We start from the raw sequence: 18,219 nt of genomic DNA, 5'->3' as shown, positions 1-18,219 counted from the left end.
GACCTGGACACTGCCTACCGCAACTTCTTCGACTCCCTCAAGGGCAAGCGCCCCAAGACGGGTGCTCCCCGGTTCAGGTCCCGTAAGGACCACCGCCAATCGGTCCGGTTCACCGCCAACGCCCGCTGGAAGATCACCGAGGCGGGCAAGCTGTCCCTGCCCAAGATCGGCGAGGTGAAGGTGAAGTGGTCGCGGTCGCTGCCGTCGGTCCCCTCCACGGTCACCATCGTCAAGGACGCGTCCGGGCGGTATTTCGCCTCGTTCGTCGTGCAGACCGAGGACAAGCCCCTCCCCGAGACCGTGGACGATGTGGGGATCGACCTCGGGTTGGGGCACGTCGCGGTGCTGTCGCACGGCACGAAGATCGACAACCCCCGGTTCCTGCGCCGCGCTGAGAAGAAGCTGAAGAAGGCCCAGCGGGAGCTGTCCCGCAAAGTCAAGGGATCCAACAACCGGGCCAAGGCCAGGGTGAAGGTCGCCCGTGCCCACGCTCGGGTGGCCGACTGCCGACGCGAGTTCCACCACCAGCTCTCCACCCGTATCGTCCGCGACAACCAAGCGGTGTACGTGGAGGACCTGTGTGTGAAGGGGCTCGGACGCACGAAGCTGGCCAAGAGTGTGCATGACGCCGGATGGTCGGTGTTCGTGGGCATGCTCCAGTACAAGGCCGCCCGGTATGGGCGGACCTTCGCCAAGGTGGACCGGTTCCTGGCCTCCTCGCAGACCTGCTCGGAGTGCTGGGTGGTGGACGGCCCCAAACCCCTGCATGTGCGCACCTGGACCTGTTCGGGGTGCGGAACCCTTCATGATCGGGACGTGAACGCGTCCCGCGTCGTGCTCGCCGCTGGACGGAAACTCGCCCCAGGGCGGGAAGCGGAGAGGTAAAACGCCTGCGGAGGCTGGGTAAGACCACCACTCTCGGGTGGGGCACCGGCCTGGGAAGCAGGAACCAGCGGACGCTGTGAGGCGCACCGCGCCTACAGCCGCGGGGCTGTGGGAATCCCCGGGGTTCACCCCGGGGAGGACGTCAACGCATGCCCGACACCAACCGGCCCAGGCGCCGCAACCGCTCCAGGTTCGCCTCATAGCGGGCACCGACCACCAGCAGCAGTACACCCACGACGGCGAACGGCACCCAGTTCGGAGTCAACCGGGTCAGGTCCCACAGCGGCGGTCCGAACGCCCGCAGCGACGTCGCCACCAGCGCCAGTCCGCCCAGTACCAACACCGCCTGGAGCCGCTGGCGCAGACCCCACATGGCTACGGCCAGACCCAGCACGAGCACGGCGGGCACCCTCCACGCCATGCCTCCCTCGAACAGCACCAGCACCACCGTGGGCAGGGACAGCAGAGCCAGACCGCCTCCGTAAGCGGACCAGCTCGACGGCGTCTCGACCGCCTTGCGGCTCCACTCCCAGCCGACGGCCAGCGCGGCGAGGGCGGGCGGCACCGTGTACGCCTCGGGCACGGCCACCTCCCACGCGGCCAGCACCGTCCACAGCGCGGCGAACATCAGCAGCGCACCCACCAGCGCGGACCAGCGCCGGTCCGGTCGCACGGCGGTCGCCAGCGCGATCACCCCGACCACCGCCAGCGCCAGCGCGACCAGCTCCAACCGCGCACCCGCCGACACGGTGACGGCGAGCGCCACCACCGCCCACAGGCCCGCGGGGACCTCCGCCGCCAGTACCAGCGCTCCGTGCAGCCTCGGTGCCGCCACGGCCACCGCTGCGACCGTCGCGATCGGTGCCAGGGCCGCGTACTCCACGGACGCCCCCAGCAGCAGCGGCAGGGCCAGGGCGAACGCGCACGTGGCGGCCGTGGCCACCGCCGTCGCGCCGATCGCCGGGTCGGCGGTCCGCGCCAGGGCGGCCACCACCGCGCCGACCACGGCGACCGCCATCAGGGCACCTGCGTTCGCGTGTTCCTGCGTGAGCGCCCAGCTCAGCCCCAGTATCAGGGTGAGGAGCGCGGTCGCCCCCGTCAGCCGGCCGACCCACCGGTCCCGGGCCAGCGCCGACCACAGGGCCAGTGCCGAGCCCACCGCGAACGTCCACACCAGTGCGACGAGGAACGGCGCCTCCAGGACCACCGGCAGCGGGACCAGGGCGGGCGGCGCGACGAGGGCGGCCGTGTGCGGCGTCCACCGCCGGGCCAGCAGGGCGACGGCTCCCACGGCCAGCAGCCCGGACAGCAGGACACCGGTCGTCACGGCGACGGCGGCATCCGGTGGCCCGCTCAGGCCGAGGAAGGCGTGCGCGGACTCCACCAGGGCCGACGGAGGAGCCGAGGCCGGGGGACGGGCCCGGGAGAACACGGCCAGCGCGGGCAGCGACCGAGGCCCCGCCACCAGCGGGACGGCGGTCAGCAGGAGTATGCCGACCACGGTGAACGTCGACGCCGTCGGGGACGGGCGGGACGCGGCCGGGGAGCCTCCCGCCGAGTCGGCGGGAGACGACGGACACGGCACCTGTCCGACCACCACCGAGGCCGACGCGACCAGCAGCAGGGCCGTGGCCAGGAGCCACCAGGCCACCGGGTCGGGAACGGTACCCAGCGCGAAGGTGGACGCCAGGGCCACGAGCCCGGGGAACAGGGTGAGCGCGCCCAGAGCCAGTGTCACGGCGTACACCGGCGGCACAGGCCCTCCGGGCGATCGGGCGCTCAGGCGGCGCAGGACCAGCGCTTCGGCCAGCGCCGTCGCCGCCACCAGCACGAGCGCGACCAGGGACGTGTACCACTCGGGCATCGCCCAGACCAGGCCCAGCACCAGGGTGGACAGCCCCGCGAGCGCCGGGACCCAACCGGACCCGTGCCGGGCGGCGGGGGCCGCGCCGGGGGCGTTCCCGGTGGGTGCCGGGGTGCCGCGCAGCCGGGCGGGTGCCCGTCGGGCATGCCCCAGCACCAGGGCCGCGCCCACCAGCACCGTCCACACCACCGCCGCCGCGTACGGCATCCCCAGGACCAGCGGCAGCGGCACCAGGGCGGGCGGCGCGGTGAGCGCGGCGGCGGTCCTCGTCCACCGCCGGTCGAGCAGGCCGACCAGCGCCACCGCCGCGGCGCCGGCCACCAGTACCCCAGCCGCCGTCCCGACCGCCGCCGCGACACTCTCCTGCGCTGACAGCCCCAGGACCGAGTACGCGGGCTCCCTCATCGCCGACACGGGCTCCGACCACGGCTCAGCCCGGGGGAGGAGCGGCAGGCCGGGGAACCGGCCGCGTCCGACCAGCAGCGGGGCGGCCGGTAGCAGGAGCAGCCCGAGCAGGGTGAACAGCGGCCGCGGGTCGGGCGCCGCGTCGTGGGACGGAGCGATCGGTGCGGGTACCCGCCCGAGCAGCAGCGCGGTCGTCCCGGTCAGCAGGCCGGCGGCGGCGAGCAGCCACCATGCCGGAGGCGGCACGGTATCCGAGACCACGAACCCGAGCAGGAAGAGCGCCCCGGTCAACAGGGCCAGTGACCACAGGAGCAGCCCCGTTCCGTACAGGACCGCCGCCGGGCCGTTCCCCGGCTCGGCGCGGCGGCACAGCAGCACGGCCACCAGCGCTGTCGCGCCCAGGAACAGCAGTGCGCCCAGGGAGGTGTACTGGTCCGGCAGCGACCACAGCAGACCGGTGACCAGGGTCAGGGTTCCGGTGGCCGCGGGGATCCGGGTCGCGCGCCGGTACGGCAACAGGGCCGTGCCCAGCACCAGCGCGGCACCGACCGACAGCGCCCACACGGTCGCCACCACGTGCGGTAGCCCCAGCAGCAGGGGGAACGCCAGCAGGGTCGGCGGGGCGGCCAGGGCGGCGGCGGGTACGAGCGCTTCGCGGCGCAGCAACGCCACCGCGCCCAGGGACAGCACGGCACCGACCAGGACGGCGGCCAGGTGGAGTGGTCCGTACGTCGGTCCGGTCATCGGTCCGGACAACTCCAGCACCCGGAGCGCGGAAGAGGTCGCGGTACCGGGGGCGCCACTCCACAGGGTCGTGGGCACCCGTGGCAGAACGGGCAGGTGCGCGGGGCCGGCGGCGAGCGGTGTCATGGCCAGCGCCATGAGTGCGGCGGCCGTGTGGAAGGCCGACGGGGCACCGTCTCCGGTGGCGTGGCCGGAGGGCAGGGGGCGGTGGGAGAACAGCAGGCCGGTCGTACCCGACAGCAGCAGGGTGGCGGCCAGGGCCCACCAGACCTCCACGGCGTTGAACCTGAAGCCGGTGAGTACCAGCACGACCGCCAGAAGCAGGGCCACCGCCCACAGCACGGTCGCGGTGACGTGGAGGGTGCGGACGGGAAGACCCGCGCGGGGCGCGCCGAGCCACCGGACCACGAGCAGGTCGCCCAGCGCGGTCGCGGCGAGGACGGGCAGTGCCCAGAACCACACGTCGACGGAGGGAAGGGCCGCCAACAGCAGCACCGGAACCGGCTGGCACAGCAGGGCGGCGATGACGCGCGGGGCCCGCAGCGGCACGAGCAGCGGATAGAGCACCAGCAGCGAGCCGATGACGGCCAACACCGCAGCCGTGTAACCGGGCCCGTCTCCGAGCCGGCCGGACGTCAGCAGCCACAGAGCGAGGGCGTCGATGCACAGCAGCGCGGCGGCCAGGCAGCCGAAGGTCTCGGCTGTGGCCCTCAGGCCGCGCCGGTGCGTCGGAAGGGCCAGGGCGGCGAAGGCCGCGGTGGTGAGCCCGAGGACACCGGCGCGGGTGCCGGTACCCATGTCGCTCCACGCCCAGACGGCGAAGACCAGTGCGGCGATGCCGACGAGCAGGCCACCCAGCCCGAGGATGACGTTCTGGGCGGAGCGCCGGGTGACCTCCCCGGTCGGCGGATCCGCCGGGGGACGCGCGGGGGCGTACGGCGTCTCCCCCCGCTGGTACGCCGGCGCGTCGGGCGCCGGTGCGGGCGCCTGTGCGCGGGCCGGCCCCGGGGACCGCTGGTCTCCGGCACCTCCCCCGGCCGCGCCGGGTGCGTCGGCTCCGGCCGCGGCCCGGTCGTCGGAGCGGGGGACCGCCCGCGCCGACTCCTCGCGCAGGAGCCGTACCACGACGGCGCGTTCGCCGTGCAGCCTCCGCTTGCGGCTGTCGAGCACCGCGATCTCGGAATCGATCCGCCACAGGCGCTGGGCCGTGTCGCCGACGAGGAGAAGCCCGCAGCGCGGGCATGACCGGTGCCGCACGGGCAGTGGAGCGCGGCAGTCCGGGCACCTGAGCTGGGGACCCGCGGGGGAGGGTGGGGATCCGTGGGCGTTCATGGCGCCATCCTGGTCCCCGACTCCGTCCGCGCACATCCGTACGGGTACTCAGAAGCACCGAGTCCGGTGGTCAGCTTCTCCCCGGAAGCACTCCGAGACGCTTGCCACGCCTTCGAAGCAGTTGAACCGGTGTTGACCCTTCGTGTCGATCCGCAGGTCAAAGGCGCACACTTCGGACGCATACCGTGATGTGTTCCAAGACACCGTAAAACTGGCGTTACTTCATCGTGACGATGATGCAGGCTGAACCCGCTGCAATACACCCCCTCCCACGTGGTGCGACCCGCGTCGCGGTGGTCGAACGGCGGATCCGCCCCACCGCGCACCTCATCCGCGGACCACGTGGTCAGCAGCGGCGAAGCACAACACACGAATGTCCGTGGGACACGTGTGCGTCTACGCGAAAGGGCGACCTTGCTACCCAACCTGATCTCACTGCGCCATGCGGGTGCCGTCGGCGCCGCCACCCTCGTCGCCGGAGGCACGTTCGCGGTCGCCGCGTCCGCGCAGAGCGGCGCGATCGACCCCGGCCAGCTCGCCTCCGCCGCAGAGGTCCCCGGGCAGCCGGCCGGACCCGAGCAGCCCGGAGACGGCGGTGGAGGAGGCGCCGACGGCTTCTTCGCCGCACAGCCCGACCCCGCCGAGCAGGAGGCTCAGCGCGTGGAGAGCCGGGGTATGGCCGAGGCGGCGGTCGCGGAGGCCGTCCAGTCCGCCAGCGAGACGGGCAGCGAGATTCCCGAGCCCGAGCCCGAGGCTGAACCCGAGGCCGACACCTCCGGCGGTTCCGACTCCTCCGATGACGTTTCCACCGCGTCGGCTCCCTCCGGCTCGGCCAAGGAGATCGCCCTGGAGATGGTTCTCGACCAGGGTTGGGGTGAGTCACAGTTCCAGGACTGCCTCGAACCCCTGTGGGAGAAGGAGAGCGGTTGGGACCACACGGCGCAGAACCCCAGTTCGGGTGCGTACGGCATTCCGCAGTCCCTGCCGGGCGACAAGATGGCCTCCCACGGTGACGACTGGCGGACCAACCCCGCCACCCAGATCGCGTGGGGTCTCGACTACATCGAGGGCCGCTACAACACCCCGTGTGACGCTTGGTCACACTCTCAGGCCAACAACTGGTATTAATAGGGCTTTCCCTGCTAATGACCCCCTCTTGGGAAGGCAATCGTGCTACTCAACCGAATGTCGCTGCGCAGCACGGCGGCGGTCGGTGCGGCGACCCTCGTCGCGGGTGCGACCTTCGCCGTCTCCGCCTTCGCGGACGACGATGTCGACCCGGACATGGCGGCCAGTGCCGCTCTACCGGACACTGAGGAACCCGCCGTCGCCGAAACCGAAGCCGGAGAGGACGAGTTCTTCTCCGAGGAGTTGAGCCAGGAAGAACTCCAGGATCTGCGCGAGCAGGCCCAGGAACAGCGTGACGCGGCCCGTAGCGATGGGATCCGGACGGCCCAGGGCGACGGGAGCGACATCAAGGAGGAAGTGGAGGAGGAAGAGGAAGAAGAGGAGGAGTCCCCCGTCTTCACCGGGGACCCCAAGGGCATCGCCCTACAGATGGTCCTCGACCAGGGTTGGGGTGAGTCACAGTTCTACGACTGCCTCGAACCCCTGTGGGAGAAGGAGAGCGGTTGGGACCACACGGCGCAGAACCCCAGTTCGGGTGCGTACGGCATTCCGCAGTCCTACCCCGGCGAGAAGATGGCCTCCCACGGTGACGACTGGCGGACCAACCCCGCCACCCAGATCTCATGGGGCATCGACTACATCAAGGGCCGCTACGGCGACCCGTGCGGAGCTTGGGCCCAGTCCCAGGCCACAGGTGCGTACTGACCCGGGGCCGTCCACACCCTGCCGTCACGCCCGCACTCCGGCACTCCCCGGCGCCACCGGCCCGTAAGCGCGGCTCGGAGCGGCCCCCGGGCCCACTCCGGGGAGGGTGTGGACGGACGCGTTCCTGACGCCGAAAGACCCTCCCCCGCTTCTGCGGCCCGCTGCCTCGCCTGTCACCGGACCGGGGGGGCGGGAGCAGCCGGAACGGACGAACGGCCCCCGCGGTTGCGCGGGGGCCGTTCCCCGTCCTACGGGAGCCGTCTCCCGGCAACGGCGTGCGATGGCCGCGCCCGCGCCGGGTCGTGTCACCCCGGAGCATCCCGTGCTCGCGGAGACCGGCTTCACCGGCACGCGGGAAGGCGCCCGGAACACGCGCTAGAGGTGCGGGGTGAACGTTTCGATGACGTCTTCGTGCAGGTCGTCGTAGTAGTCGGCGTCCTCGCGCGGGACGTTCACGCTGACCAGGTAGAACACCCGGTCGCCCTCGTAGTCCATGCTGACCGCGTAGGCCCAGAAGCGCCGCTCGGGGGTGGCCCAGGTCTCGTTGGTGAGGTCGGCCTCCACCAGCGCGACGTCCCATCCCTCCCGGAAGTCGTCATCGTCGAAGTCCTCCAGCTCCAACTGCGTGAAGCCGGTCGTGACGTCCCCGGAGACGTCGGTGCCGCCCTTGGTCTCCTGGAGGTACTCGGTGCTCGTCCCGGTGAACTCCTCCTCGGTCCATCCGGTCACCCACACCTGGTGGTCGTCGCCGGGAGCGAGGAACAGCACCAGTGTGTTGTCGATCTCGCTGTCGTCCACCCGCCACCCCGAGGGGTACTCCAGGGAGAACCACTCCGACCGGAAAGCCTCCAGGTCGTCGTAGGACGGCGGCTCCCCGCTGTCGTCGCCGTCGTCATCGTCCTGCTCTGCGTCGCTTCGCGCCCCGCCCTGGTCGCCGCCGCCGTTCCCGGCCTGGGCCTCCCCGCCGTCGGAGGAAGAAGGCTCCGTCAGAGGCGACCGGGCCTCGGGCGGCACGCCCAGCGAGGCGGAGCCGTCCGCGGGCCCCCGGCCCGAGCGTAGGACGAACCCGCCCACGACCGTGGCGATGAGCAGCAGCGCTATCGCGCCCGCGCCCGTGCCGAGCAGGAGCTTGGCGGTCACCGAACCCGACCGCCCGCGCCCGCCCGGAGGGAGCTGACCGCGGCCACCCGTGCCGCCGTGGCCTCCGGAGTACACCGGCTGGTGCTGGTGGGGCGGTGCCGGAGGGCGCCCCTGGCCGGGTGGGAACGGTGTTACCGGATTCCCCGGTCCGTTCGGCCCGGCCGGCCCGCCGGGGCCGGTGGACCCCGCGTACCCGGGAGGTCCCTGCGGCAGCGGAGACCGCGCATCGGGACAGCCGCCCGTCGGACCGGTGCCGGGGGCGGGGTATCCGCCGCTCGGCGCGTGGTGGGAGCTCTGCGGGCCGCTGGGGCCCGGGGCGGCGTGTGGGCCGCCGCCGAACCCGGCCGCGCCGAAGCCGCCGGATCCTCCACGGCCCGCCGCCGCGCCGCCGTTGGGGCCGCCGCGCTCGTGCAGCAGGGCCAGGGCCCCCTCCGCGGTGAGCCGCCGGTCCGGATCGCGCTCCAGCAGCCCCGCGATGACCGGCTCCAGCCACCCGACACGTGTCATGGGCGGCGGCGACGCTGAGATCACCGCGGCGATCGCGGCCGTGAGGCTGTCCCGGTGGAACGGGGACGCGCCCTCCACCGCCGCGAACAGGGTGACACCGATACTCCACAGGTCGCCCCGGTGCTCGGCCGGGCCGCCTTCCAACCTCTCCGGCGGCATGTACTCGGGGGAGCCGACCAGCGCACCTGTACGGGTGATGCTCGGTCCGCCCTCCATCGTGGCGATGCCGAAGTCGGTGAGGACCACCCGGCCGTCCAGGGACATCATGATGTTGCCGGGCTTGACGTCCCGGTGCAGGACCCCGGCCGCGTTCGCCGACCGCACCGCCTTGAGCAGGGACTCCGCGATCTCCGCGACGACGTCCACCGGCAGGGCGCCCTGCTCGTTGAGCCGGTCCTGGAGGGTCCCGCCCTCGACCAGTTCCATGACCACCCACGGGTCGCCGCCGTGCTCGAAGACGTCGTGGACGGTGATCACGGTGGGGTGGCTGATCCGTGCCGCCGACTGCGCCTCGCGACGGACCCTGCCGTGCGCGTCCGCGCGCTCGGAGTCGGTGAAGTGGTCGGGGAGAAGCACCTGCTTGATCGCGACGACGCGGTCCAGGGCCGGGTCGAAGGCCTCCCAGACCACACCCATACCGCCGCGTCCGAGTTCACGGCGCAGAACGTAGCGGTCCGCGACGATGCGCTCGTTGTCGCTGTTGCTCGACATGTACCGCCCTCTCGAAAAGCGGGCTTTTCGGTGCTCTTTCCAAGCATGTCCGACGCCTCTCGCGGGCGGAAGGTTCCTGGCGGCGGGAGCGGAGGAGGGGATGGGACGGAAATCGCTATCCGTTCCCGCCCCGGGCCGTCCCCCAGACGGCGGGGCACCCCGCGCACACGCGGGGTGCCCCGTGGCCACCGCCGGCGACCAGCCGCCCGGACCGGACCGCCGTACCGTCCGACTACTGGGAGTTGGTCATCCTCAGCACGTCGAGGGCCTCGTCCAGCTGCGCCTCGGTGAGCTTGCCGTCCTCGACGTAGCCGCGCTCGACGACCACCTCGCGGATGGTCTTCTTCTCCTTCAGCGACTGCTTGGCGACCTTGGAGGCCTCCTCGTAGCCGATGTAGCGGTTGAGCGGGGTGACGATCGAGGGCGAGGACTCGGCGTAGACGCGGCACTGCTCGGTGTCGGCCTCGATCCCGGCCACGCAGCGGTCCGCGAACACACGCGAGACGTTGGAGAGCAGGCGGATCGACTCCAGCACGTTGCGGGCGATCATCGGCAGCTGCACGTTCAGCTCGAAGTTGCCGCTCGCGCCGCCGAAGGCCACCGCGGCGTCGTTGCCGACGACCTGCGAGGAGACCTGGAGCATGGCCTCGCACAGGACCGGGTTGACCTTGCCCGGCATGATCGAGGAGCCCGGCTGTAGGTCGGGCAGGAGAATCTCGCCCAGGCCCGCGGTCGGGCCGGAACCCATCCAGCGGATGTCGTTGGCGATCTTGGCGAAGCCGACCGCGACGGTCCGCAGCTGGCCGGAGAGCTCGACCAGACCGTCACGGGCGCCCTGCGCCTCGAAGTGGTCGCGGGCCTCCGTCAGGGGGAGGCCGGTGTTGTCGGCGACCTCGGCGATGACCCGGGCGGAGAAGCCCTCGGGGGTGTTGATGCCGGTGCCGACGGCGGTGCCGCCCAGCGGCAGCTCGGCCACGCGCGGCAGCACGGCCTCCAGGCGCTCCACGCCGTAGCGCACCTGGGCGGCGTACCCGGCGAACTCCTGGCCCAGCGTGACCGGGGTGGCGTCCATCAGGTGGGTGCGGCCGCTCTTGACCACGGAGGCGAACTCGGTCGACTTGCGGGTCAGCTCCTGCTCCAGGTGCCGCAGCGCCGGGATGAGGTCGTTCCGGACGGCCGAGGTGGCGGCGATGTGAATGGAGGAGGGGAACACGTCGTTGGAGGACTGCGACGCGTTGACGTGGTCATTGGGGTGTACCGGGGCACCGAGACGCTCGGTGGCCAGCGATGCCACGACCTCGTTGGTGTTCATGTTGCTGGAGGTGCCCGAACCGGTCTGGTAGACGTCGACCGGGAACTCGCCGTTCCACTTGCCCTCGGCGACCTCCAGTGCGGCCTCGCGGACGGCTTTGCCGATGTCCTCGCCGATGACGCCGAGCTCGGCGTTCACCTTGGCCGCGGCGGCCTTGATCTGGCCGAGGGCGGCGATGTGGGCGCCTTCGAGGCCCTGGCCGGAGATCGGGAAGTTCTCAACGGCACGCTGCGTCTGGGCCCGCCATTTGGCCTCGGCCGGAACTTTGACCTCACCCATCGAGTCGTGCTCGATACGGAACTCGCTCATTGCAACCCATCTCTCCTGGGAAAACCTGTGAACCCCAGACTGCCAGACGCACCCGGGCACACCTCCACCTCACCCGGTGTTGGCGGTGTTGCGCGCATCATGTTGACACCGGGTGGTCCACCGCACGGCCACGGCACGGACGGGGGACTCCGCCCGTCACACCGTCGACGCTTCGGCCAGCGCCTCAGGCGCCGATACCGCGGCGACGCTCCCGGCGGCGCCATCCCAGGAAGCGGCGGCGCTTGGGCGCGCGCACGCGCACCACGCCGAAGAGGGAGAACCCGCCGATCTCCAGGACGGGGGGAAGGGACAGGTCCGAGCGGCGGGCGGTGGTGGCGCGCCTGCCCAGGAACGACCAGCCGGTCAGCCGTACCTCGACGCCCTCGGGGACGTCGATCTCCACGCGGCCCAGGACGGCGGTCACGGTCATCCGGTGGTGGTTGTGCATGAGGAGCGCCTCGCGCATGTCCACCTGGACCCTGCCGACGAAGGCCACGACCGGCTCGTCGGGGTAGGCCACCCAGCGGCCCTTGCGCTCGACGTTGCCGAACACGCCGAGGACCGGCTGTGGGTCCAGCCGGATGGGCTGCTGGTCGGCGGGCAGGAGGTCGGCGGTGACCCCGGGCAGTTCGCCGAGGGTGCGCGCCTCGTGCACGAGGGAGGATCGCTCCTCGAACTCCTCCAGATCCAGGCGCCCGTCGGTCGCGGCGTCGCGCAGGACCCTCAGGACCCGGTCCCGGTCGGTGTTGGAGGCGCGGAGCCGGTCGGGGGACACTTCCTCACTCACACCGCCAACACTAAAGGAAGCGGTGGAGCACGGGGCTCTCCGCCGGGGGCCGGGCACGGCCGGTCGCGGCGGCCTGTCCGGAGCGGGCCCGCCACGGCCGAAAACCCGGTGGAATTCGCCGTGCCCGATGCCTACCGTGGGTCCATGACCACACCTGACCCCGGTCACCGTCTGCCGGGGAGTGCCTCCATGACCTCCCGCGACACCTCGGCCGTACCCGCTCTGCTGCTCCGGGGCATCGTCAAGCGCTTCGGCTCCCTCACCGCCGTCGACGGACTCGACCTGGAGGTTCCCCAGGGGGTCGTCCTCGGTCTCCTGGGGCCCAACGGCGCGGGCAAGTCCACCACCATGAAGATGCTTACCGCCCAGTCCCTGGCCAACGAGGGCGAGATCCGCATCCTCGGACACGGGATCCCCGCCGAGTCCAAGTGGGCACGGGCCCGCATGGGGGTCGTCCCCCAGCACGACAACCTCGACGAGGAACTCACCGTCGAGCAGAACCTGCGGATGTTCTCCTACCTCTACCGGGTCCCGCGCCGCCAGCGGAGCGAGGCCATCGCCCGCGCCATGCGGCTGGCCCAGCTCGGAGACCGGGGCGGGACCCTGGTCGACAACCTGTCCGGGGGGATGCGCCGACGCCTGCTCATCGTCCGCGCCCTGCTGCACCGGCCCGAACTCGTCCTCATGGACGAGCCCACCGTCGGGCTGGACCCGCAGGTGCGCCAGGACCTGTGGAGCCTGATCTCCGCGCTGCGCGACGAGGGCGTCACCGTCCTGATGTCCACGCACTACATCGAGGAGGCCGAGCGCCTGTCCGACGAGGTCGCGCTCATGGCCCGGGGCAAGGTCGTCGAACGCGGCACCCCCGCCGACCTCGTCACCAAGTACGCGGGCGCCACCGTGGAGGAGTACCTCCCGGGCGAGGAGGGGGTGGACGCCCTCGAAACCCTCGTCCACGGCCATGGCTTCACCACCCGCCGCACCGGCACCACCGTGTCGGTCCTGCGCGCCGAGGAGCTGCCCCAGTCCCTGCGCGACCGGCTGGACGTCCCGCTGCGCCGGGCCAGCAACCTGGAGGACGTGTTCGTGACCCTGACCGGGGAGAGTGTGGAATGACCATGCGGCAACAGCAGGACCGGGAGGACGCCCGTCCGGAGGTCCACGCGCGCCCCGGCCGGTTCGAGGCCGACGCGGTCATGGGCGTCGTCGCCCGCGAGTGGATCCTGTACGGCCAGTCCTGGCGGGCGACCACCTTCGCCGCCGTGGTCGAGCCGACCCTCTACCTGCTCTGCTTCGGCTTCGGTATGGGCGCCCTCATCGGGACCCTGGCCGGGTACAGCTACATCGACTTCCTGGGCACCGGCATCGTGGCGGTGTCGGTGATGTTCCAGTCGATGATGCCCGCCATCATCAACACCTTCATCAAGCGCCGCTTCCTGCACACCTACGAGGGCATCCTCGCCACACCCGTGGACGTGCGCGAGCTCGTCACCGGCGAGGCCCTGTGGCTGGCGATGCGCTCGGGGGTGTACGGGTGCGTTCCGCTCCTGGTCGCGATCGGGTTCGGGCTGCGCCCCGGCCCCGGCATACTGCTGGTGCCCTTCGTCGCCTTCCTCGCCGGGTTCGCCTTCGCGCTCTTCGGCATCTGGATCTCCGCCGTGATCACGTCGGTACGGTCCATGGACTACGTGTTCAGCGGCCTGTTCACCCCGTTGTTCCTGGTGGCGGGCACCTTCTTCCCGCTCACCGAGCTGCCCGGCTGGGTACAGAACGCGGCCATGGCCAACCCGCTCTACCACGCGGTCGAGCTGGTTCGCGGAGCGGTTTTCGGCGGGCTCGGCGCCGGTTCGGCACTCGTCCACGTCGGGGTGTTGTCGGGCTTCATCGTCCTGATGTGGTTCCTGGCCGGCTTCCAGATGCGCCGCCGCGTCGTCAGCTAGGGCCCTCCTTCCGTTGGTCGTGTGGAGGCCGGCCGGAGCACCGCCACGGAAAACGGACGGCGTGGGAGGGCGGTGCCCTCCCACGCCGTCCGTGTCGGCGGAGCCTCTCGGGGCTACTCGCCGCCGCTGGGCGACCACCGCAGTTCGAAGCTGCCGCGCTGCCCGTCCTCGGTGATGCTCACCGCCAGGCCCAGGGCGCCCCACTGGTCGGGGTCCCGCACCTCGGTGTCGGTCATCACCTGACGCATGTCGAAGTACCCGGCGACCACCGCGTCGTCCATCTCCTGCATGGTCTGCTGGAAGACCGGGTCCTCGCCCAGGCTTCCGGTGGCGCTGCTGCCCTGCGCCACCACCACGGTGTCGCCGTCGGTGTTCACGCCCGGGGGCGTGGCGTACGGGTCGGCGGACGCGTTCCCGATGAAGTCGCTCAACACCGTCTCGTCACCGCCGACCGCGCGGTACTGGAACGAGAGCTCCTCGCCGCCGCCGTAGGAGGAACCGAAGAAGCTGTCCAGGCTGATACTGGTGACACCGAACGCGGTCGAGGAGCCGAGAAGCTGGGTGAAGCCCTCCGGCAGCGAGGCTCCCATCCCGTTGAACTGGCGCTCCATCTCCTGCATCTGGCCACTGCTGGTCACGAAGGGGAGCTCGTCGTTCTCGTAGGCATCGGTCAGCGCCGTGTCCAGACCGCTGGCGCCGAACGCCATGATCGTGCTCTCGGGCAGCGACTCCATCGCCGCCACGCTCGCGCCCGGGGTGTCGGCCAGCCACGCCAGGTCGGTGTCGTCCACCGTGAAGTCGAAGACGTCCGTCCGCGCCTCCAGGTAGTCGCCGTCCACGCGCAGGGACGCGGTCGCCCGGCCGCTCATCCCACCGGCCTCGGTGGCCAGCTCGGTCTCGAACTCCTGGGCGAACTCCTCGATCTCCATCAGCTGGGCGAAGTCGGTCCATCCCACGGCGAGGCTGCCGCTGGGCACCGCGTCCATGTCGCCGGAGAAGACGTCCGAGTCGTCCAGGGAGCCGTGCGCCTCCATCTGCTCGCGCATGTCGTTCAGCGCCGCTTCGGAGCTGGTGAGGAGCGCGAAGCCGTCGTCCACCTCGAAGAAGAGGTCGTCGTACTCCCCGCTGAGGTCCTCCAGCCCCTCCTGGGCCAGCTGCTCGTCCTCGACGGCGAGCGCGAACATCGCGGCCACTCCGGCCCCGTCCTGGATCTGGGCCTCGCCGTCGTCGGTGGGCCACAGAGCAAGGCCCACGCGCTCACCGATCCACTCCTCGACCTCGTCCTGCTGAGCCTCGGGGAAGGTCTCGACGAACCCCTCGGAGAACAGCCCCGTCATGTCGTCGTCGGGCTGGTCCAACTCCTCGGTCATCTCGTCCGGAAGCTGGTCCACGAACTGCAACAGCTCCATCGCCTGGGAGCCGTCGATCGAGAGGTCGAGCTTGGCGAACGCGATCGAGTTCGCCGGGAGCATCTCCTCCGGCTGCGGCCCGCCGAAGCTGACCAGGGAGACGGTGGCCCACACGGTCGTGGCCATCAAGGCGACCGCCACACCCGCGGCGGCCGGGATCATCCAGCGCTTGCCGCGTCCGCCGCCGGACGGCGGCACGTGTCCGCCGGGGAACTGGCCTCCGGGCGGCGGACCCCCGGGTGGTGGACCTCCGGGGAACTGGCCTCCGGGCGGCGGGCCTCCGGGGAACTGGCCACCGGGCATACCGCCACCAGGGGCGTTCTGGCCAGGGAACTGCTGACCGGCACCCTGCTGCGGAGGGAAACCCTGACCAGGCTGCCCGGGCTGCTGAGGCTGCCACTGGGGCTGCTGTGGGGGATCGGGGTAGGACATCGGACCTCCGACGAGGGGAATTACTTCGCGCGTGACCGCGCAGCCAACGCCGGGTCTGATGCCAGTTCGCCCCGGTGCGGTTCGCGTTCCGCGCTCATTTTGCGAGGCCGGTCGGAAATGTGTGTCCGGGCGCCCCGTACCGGCTGTGACGGGGCACCCGTGCCGCGCCGTTACTCTCCTCCGCGGCGGGGGGCGGAGGTGAGGTCCACGCCGCTGTAGGCGGCCAGCTTGCTCAGGCGGTGCTCGCTGAGCACCTGGCGGACGGTGCCGCTGCGCCCGCGCATCACCAGGGAGTCGGTGATGACCCGCGACGACTCGTACCGGACGCCGCCGACCAGTTCGCCGTCGGTGATACCGGTCGCGGCGAAGAACACGTCGTCGGAGCAGACCAGGTCGTTGGTGTGCAGCACGCGGTCCAGGTCGTGCCCGGCGTCGACCGCCTGCTGGCGCTCCTCCTCGTCCTTGGGCCACAGCCGGCCCTGGATGACGCCGCCGAGGCACTTCATGGCGCACGCGGTGATGATCCCCTCAGGGGTGCCGCCGATGCCCAGAAGCAGATCCACACCGGTACCGGCGCGGGCGGCCATGATGGCACCGGCCACGTCGCCGTCGCTGATGAACTTGATACGTGCGCCCGTGTCGCGCACGTCCTGCACGATCTGCTTGTGGCGGGGGCGGTCCAGGATGACGACCGTCACGTCCTGCGGTGACTTGCCCTTGGCGCGGGCCACGGCGCGGATGTTGTCGGCCACCGGAGCGGCGATGTCGACGACGTCAGCGGCCTCGGGACCCGTGGCGAGCTTTTCCATGTAGAACACCGCGGACGGGTCGAACATGGTGTTGCGCGGGCTCATCGAGATCACCGCGACGGCGTTGGGCATGCCCATGGCGGTCAGGGTGGTGCCGTCGACCGGGTCGACGGCCACGTCCCATTCGTGGCCTCCTCCGTCGCCCACGTGCTCGCCGTTGTAGAGCATCGGAGCGTTGTCCTTCTCACCCTCGCCGATCACCACGGTGCCGTTCATCGACACGGTGCTGATCATGTGCCGCATACCGCGTACCGCCGCGCCGTCCGCACCGATCTTGTCACCCTTGCCGACCCAGCGGGCCGCGGCCAGCGCTGCGGTCTCGGTGACGCGGACCAGTTCCAGAGCGAGGTTGCGGTCGGGTGCCGCCGACTGCTCGGACGGGTTGCTGGGCTGCGACATGGACGTGACACCTTCCGTCAGGGAACAGAGCGGGGTTGCAGGTCTTAGGGTAGTCACCCGATGTGATTCCCGAGCGGCCACGGGTGCCCCAGCGCCGCCCGGCCCCGTCACCGGGCGGCGGGGAAGGTCTACTCTGGCCGGACCGGCCGTACTGGAGTGAGGGCGTGACAGTGGACAAAACGGACAAGCCCGCGAAACCCGCACGGCTCTCCCCGCGCGGCGCGGCCACCCGCAGTGCTCTGCTCAACGCGGCCGCCCAGGTGTTTCGCACGGTGGGCTTCGCACGGGCCGGTGTGAGCGAGGTCGTGTCCGTGGCCGGGGCCAGTGTCGGCAGCCTGTACCACCACTTCACCGGCAAGGCCGACCTCTATCTCGCCCTGTACGAGGAGTTCCAGCAGCGCCAGCAGGAGCGCACCCACCAGGCGGTCGTGGAGGCGCGCGTCGGAGGGGAGAACGACCCCACACGGCTGATGAACATCGCCGCCCGTGCCTACCTGCTCGGATGCATCGAGGAGAGGGAGACCACACGGCTGTTCTTCAGCGGTGACGGCCCGCCCGGGTTCGACTACCAGCTGCGGTCCCGGCTCACCCAGTGGACCGACCGCAACGTGGCGCTGTTCCGCAAGGCGGACGAGCCCGTGGACGAGGCGCTGCTCATCGTGGTGAGCGGGGCCATGCTCCTGGCCGTGGCCGAGGTGGTGCGGCGCGATGACGCCGAGGCGCACAAGCTCGCCGACGACATCACCCGGCTGCTCACCCGGCTCGAACCTCCCCGCTGAGCGGTCCCCGTCCGCCCCGTGGGGAGGGGGCTAAGCGCACCCCGGGTCGGCGGGGTCCCGGACCTGCGGCAAGCTGGACTGTGTCATGAGTGAGCACAGCCGGTCCAGCGCGACCTTCAAGAACTACGCCATCTCCCTCGGGATCATCGTCGGCATCGTCCTGGTCCTGGCGTTGGTGGTCTCCACTCGCTCGGGCGAGAACATCCCGTCGGTGGACTACCGGCCGGACGCCAGCGTCCTGCGGGAGTCGGCGGACTACCCCGTGACGGTGCCCTCCGCCGATCTGGCGGAGGACGGGTGGACGCCCACCAGCTCCACGCTGGAGGTGACCGGGCCGGTCGAGTGGAGCGTGGGCTTCGCCACCGCGCAGGACAGCCACGCCATGTTCACCCAGAGCGACGCCGACCCGGACGGTGTCGTCGGGGAACGGGCCAGGGGCGCGGAGAGGGTCGGCACGGTCACCGCCGGCGACCGCGAGTGGGAACACCACGACTCCGAGGACTGGGGCGCCCTGGTCCGGCGCGAGGAGGGCGTGACCCTGGTCGTCTCCGGACCCGCCGACCTGGACGAGCTGGCACACCTGGCCGGGAGCCTGGAGAGCTGACCGGCGGTCCGGACACGG

Annotated in this window: 12 protein-coding genes and 1 pseudogene; 7 read left to right on the top strand and 6 right to left on the bottom strand. The window is 71.5% G+C overall.

The annotated features are described in order from the left end of the window. Positions 1-882, top strand: a pseudogene (locus AC0T5L_RS12545) (RNA-guided endonuclease InsQ/TnpB family protein); the annotation flags it as partial. Between the two features lie 145 nt (positions 883-1,027). Here the strand turns inward: AC0T5L_RS12545 and AC0T5L_RS12540 are convergent. Next, positions 1,028-5,230, bottom strand: a complete 4,203-nt coding sequence (locus AC0T5L_RS12540; protein WP_476165607.1) for an SCO7613 C-terminal domain-containing membrane protein — start codon at positions 5,228-5,230, stop codon at positions 1,028-1,030. 414 nt (positions 5,231-5,644) lie between these two features. On the opposite strand from AC0T5L_RS12540, the gene AC0T5L_RS12535 reads away from it, so the two are divergent. Both AC0T5L_RS12535 and AC0T5L_RS12530 read left to right on the top strand, forming a co-directional pair. Next, a complete protein-coding gene (locus AC0T5L_RS12535; RefSeq protein WP_476165606.1) occupies positions 5,645-6,358 on the top strand; it encodes an aggregation-promoting factor C-terminal-like domain-containing protein in 714 nt (237 codons plus the stop codon). Positions 6,359-6,400: 42 nt separating this feature from the next. After that, complete coding sequence (locus AC0T5L_RS12530; protein WP_476165605.1) at positions 6,401-7,063, top strand: aggregation-promoting factor C-terminal-like domain-containing protein; 663 nt, start codon at positions 6,401-6,403, stop codon at positions 7,061-7,063. Positions 7,064-7,438: 375 nt separating this feature from the next. Here the strand turns inward: AC0T5L_RS12530 and AC0T5L_RS12525 are convergent, their stop codons facing one another. The 3 genes from AC0T5L_RS12525 to AC0T5L_RS12515 all read right to left on the bottom strand — a co-directional run bounded on the left by AC0T5L_RS12525 (position 7,439) and on the right by AC0T5L_RS12515 (position 11,817). Next, a complete protein-coding gene (locus AC0T5L_RS12525; RefSeq protein ID WP_476165604.1) occupies positions 7,439-9,421 on the bottom strand; it encodes a serine/threonine-protein kinase in 1,983 nt (660 codons plus the stop codon). 232 nt (positions 9,422-9,653) lie between these two features. Next, entirely contained in the window at positions 9,654-11,042 is a 1,389-nt protein-coding gene (locus AC0T5L_RS12520) for a class II fumarate hydratase (protein ID WP_476165603.1), read from the bottom strand. 184 nt (positions 11,043-11,226) lie between these two features. Beyond that, positions 11,227-11,817, bottom strand: a complete 591-nt coding sequence (locus tag AC0T5L_RS12515; protein WP_476165615.1) for a DUF1707 SHOCT-like domain-containing protein — start codon at positions 11,815-11,817, stop codon at positions 11,227-11,229. A 201-nt stretch (positions 11,818-12,018) separates the two neighbouring features. Here AC0T5L_RS12515 and AC0T5L_RS12510 point away from each other — a divergent pair, with 201 nt between their 5' ends. Then, positions 12,019-12,945 (top strand): ABC transporter ATP-binding protein, encoded by a 927-nt coding sequence (locus AC0T5L_RS12510; RefSeq protein ID WP_476165614.1) that lies wholly within the window; start codon positions 12,019-12,021, stop codon positions 12,943-12,945. Next, positions 12,942-13,769 (top strand): ABC transporter permease, encoded by an 828-nt coding sequence (locus AC0T5L_RS12505; RefSeq protein WP_476165602.1) that lies wholly within the window; start codon positions 12,942-12,944, stop codon positions 13,767-13,769. Before AC0T5L_RS12510 ends, AC0T5L_RS12505 begins: the two co-directional genes overlap by 4 nt. Before the next feature lie 113 nt (positions 13,770-13,882). Here the strand turns inward: AC0T5L_RS12505 and AC0T5L_RS12500 are convergent, their stop codons facing one another. Together AC0T5L_RS12500 and glpX are read right to left on the bottom strand one after the other, a co-directional pair. Next, on the bottom strand, positions 13,883-15,610 hold the full coding sequence (locus AC0T5L_RS12500) for a hypothetical protein (protein WP_476165601.1): 1,728 nt from the start codon (positions 15,608-15,610) through the stop codon (positions 13,883-13,885). A gap of 170 nt (positions 15,611-15,780) precedes the next feature. After that, a complete protein-coding gene (gene glpX, locus AC0T5L_RS12495; RefSeq protein ID WP_476165600.1) occupies positions 15,781-16,818 on the bottom strand; it encodes a class II fructose-bisphosphatase in 1,038 nt (345 codons plus the stop codon). Between the two features lie 164 nt (positions 16,819-16,982). On the opposite strand from glpX, the gene AC0T5L_RS12490 reads away from it, so the two are divergent. Beyond that, complete coding sequence (locus AC0T5L_RS12490; protein WP_476165599.1) at positions 16,983-17,597, top strand: TetR/AcrR family transcriptional regulator; 615 nt, start codon at positions 16,983-16,985, stop codon at positions 17,595-17,597. 85 nt (positions 17,598-17,682) lie between these two features. Beyond that, positions 17,683-18,201, top strand: coding sequence for a DUF4245 domain-containing protein (locus AC0T5L_RS12485; protein WP_476165598.1), 519 nt, complete (start codon positions 17,683-17,685; stop codon positions 18,199-18,201). Positions 18,202-18,219 lie beyond the last annotated feature (18 nt).

Source organism: Nocardiopsis sp. TRM 82005, from assembly GCF_056312425.1.
This window is presented reverse-complemented; position numbering and strand designations above follow the sequence as displayed.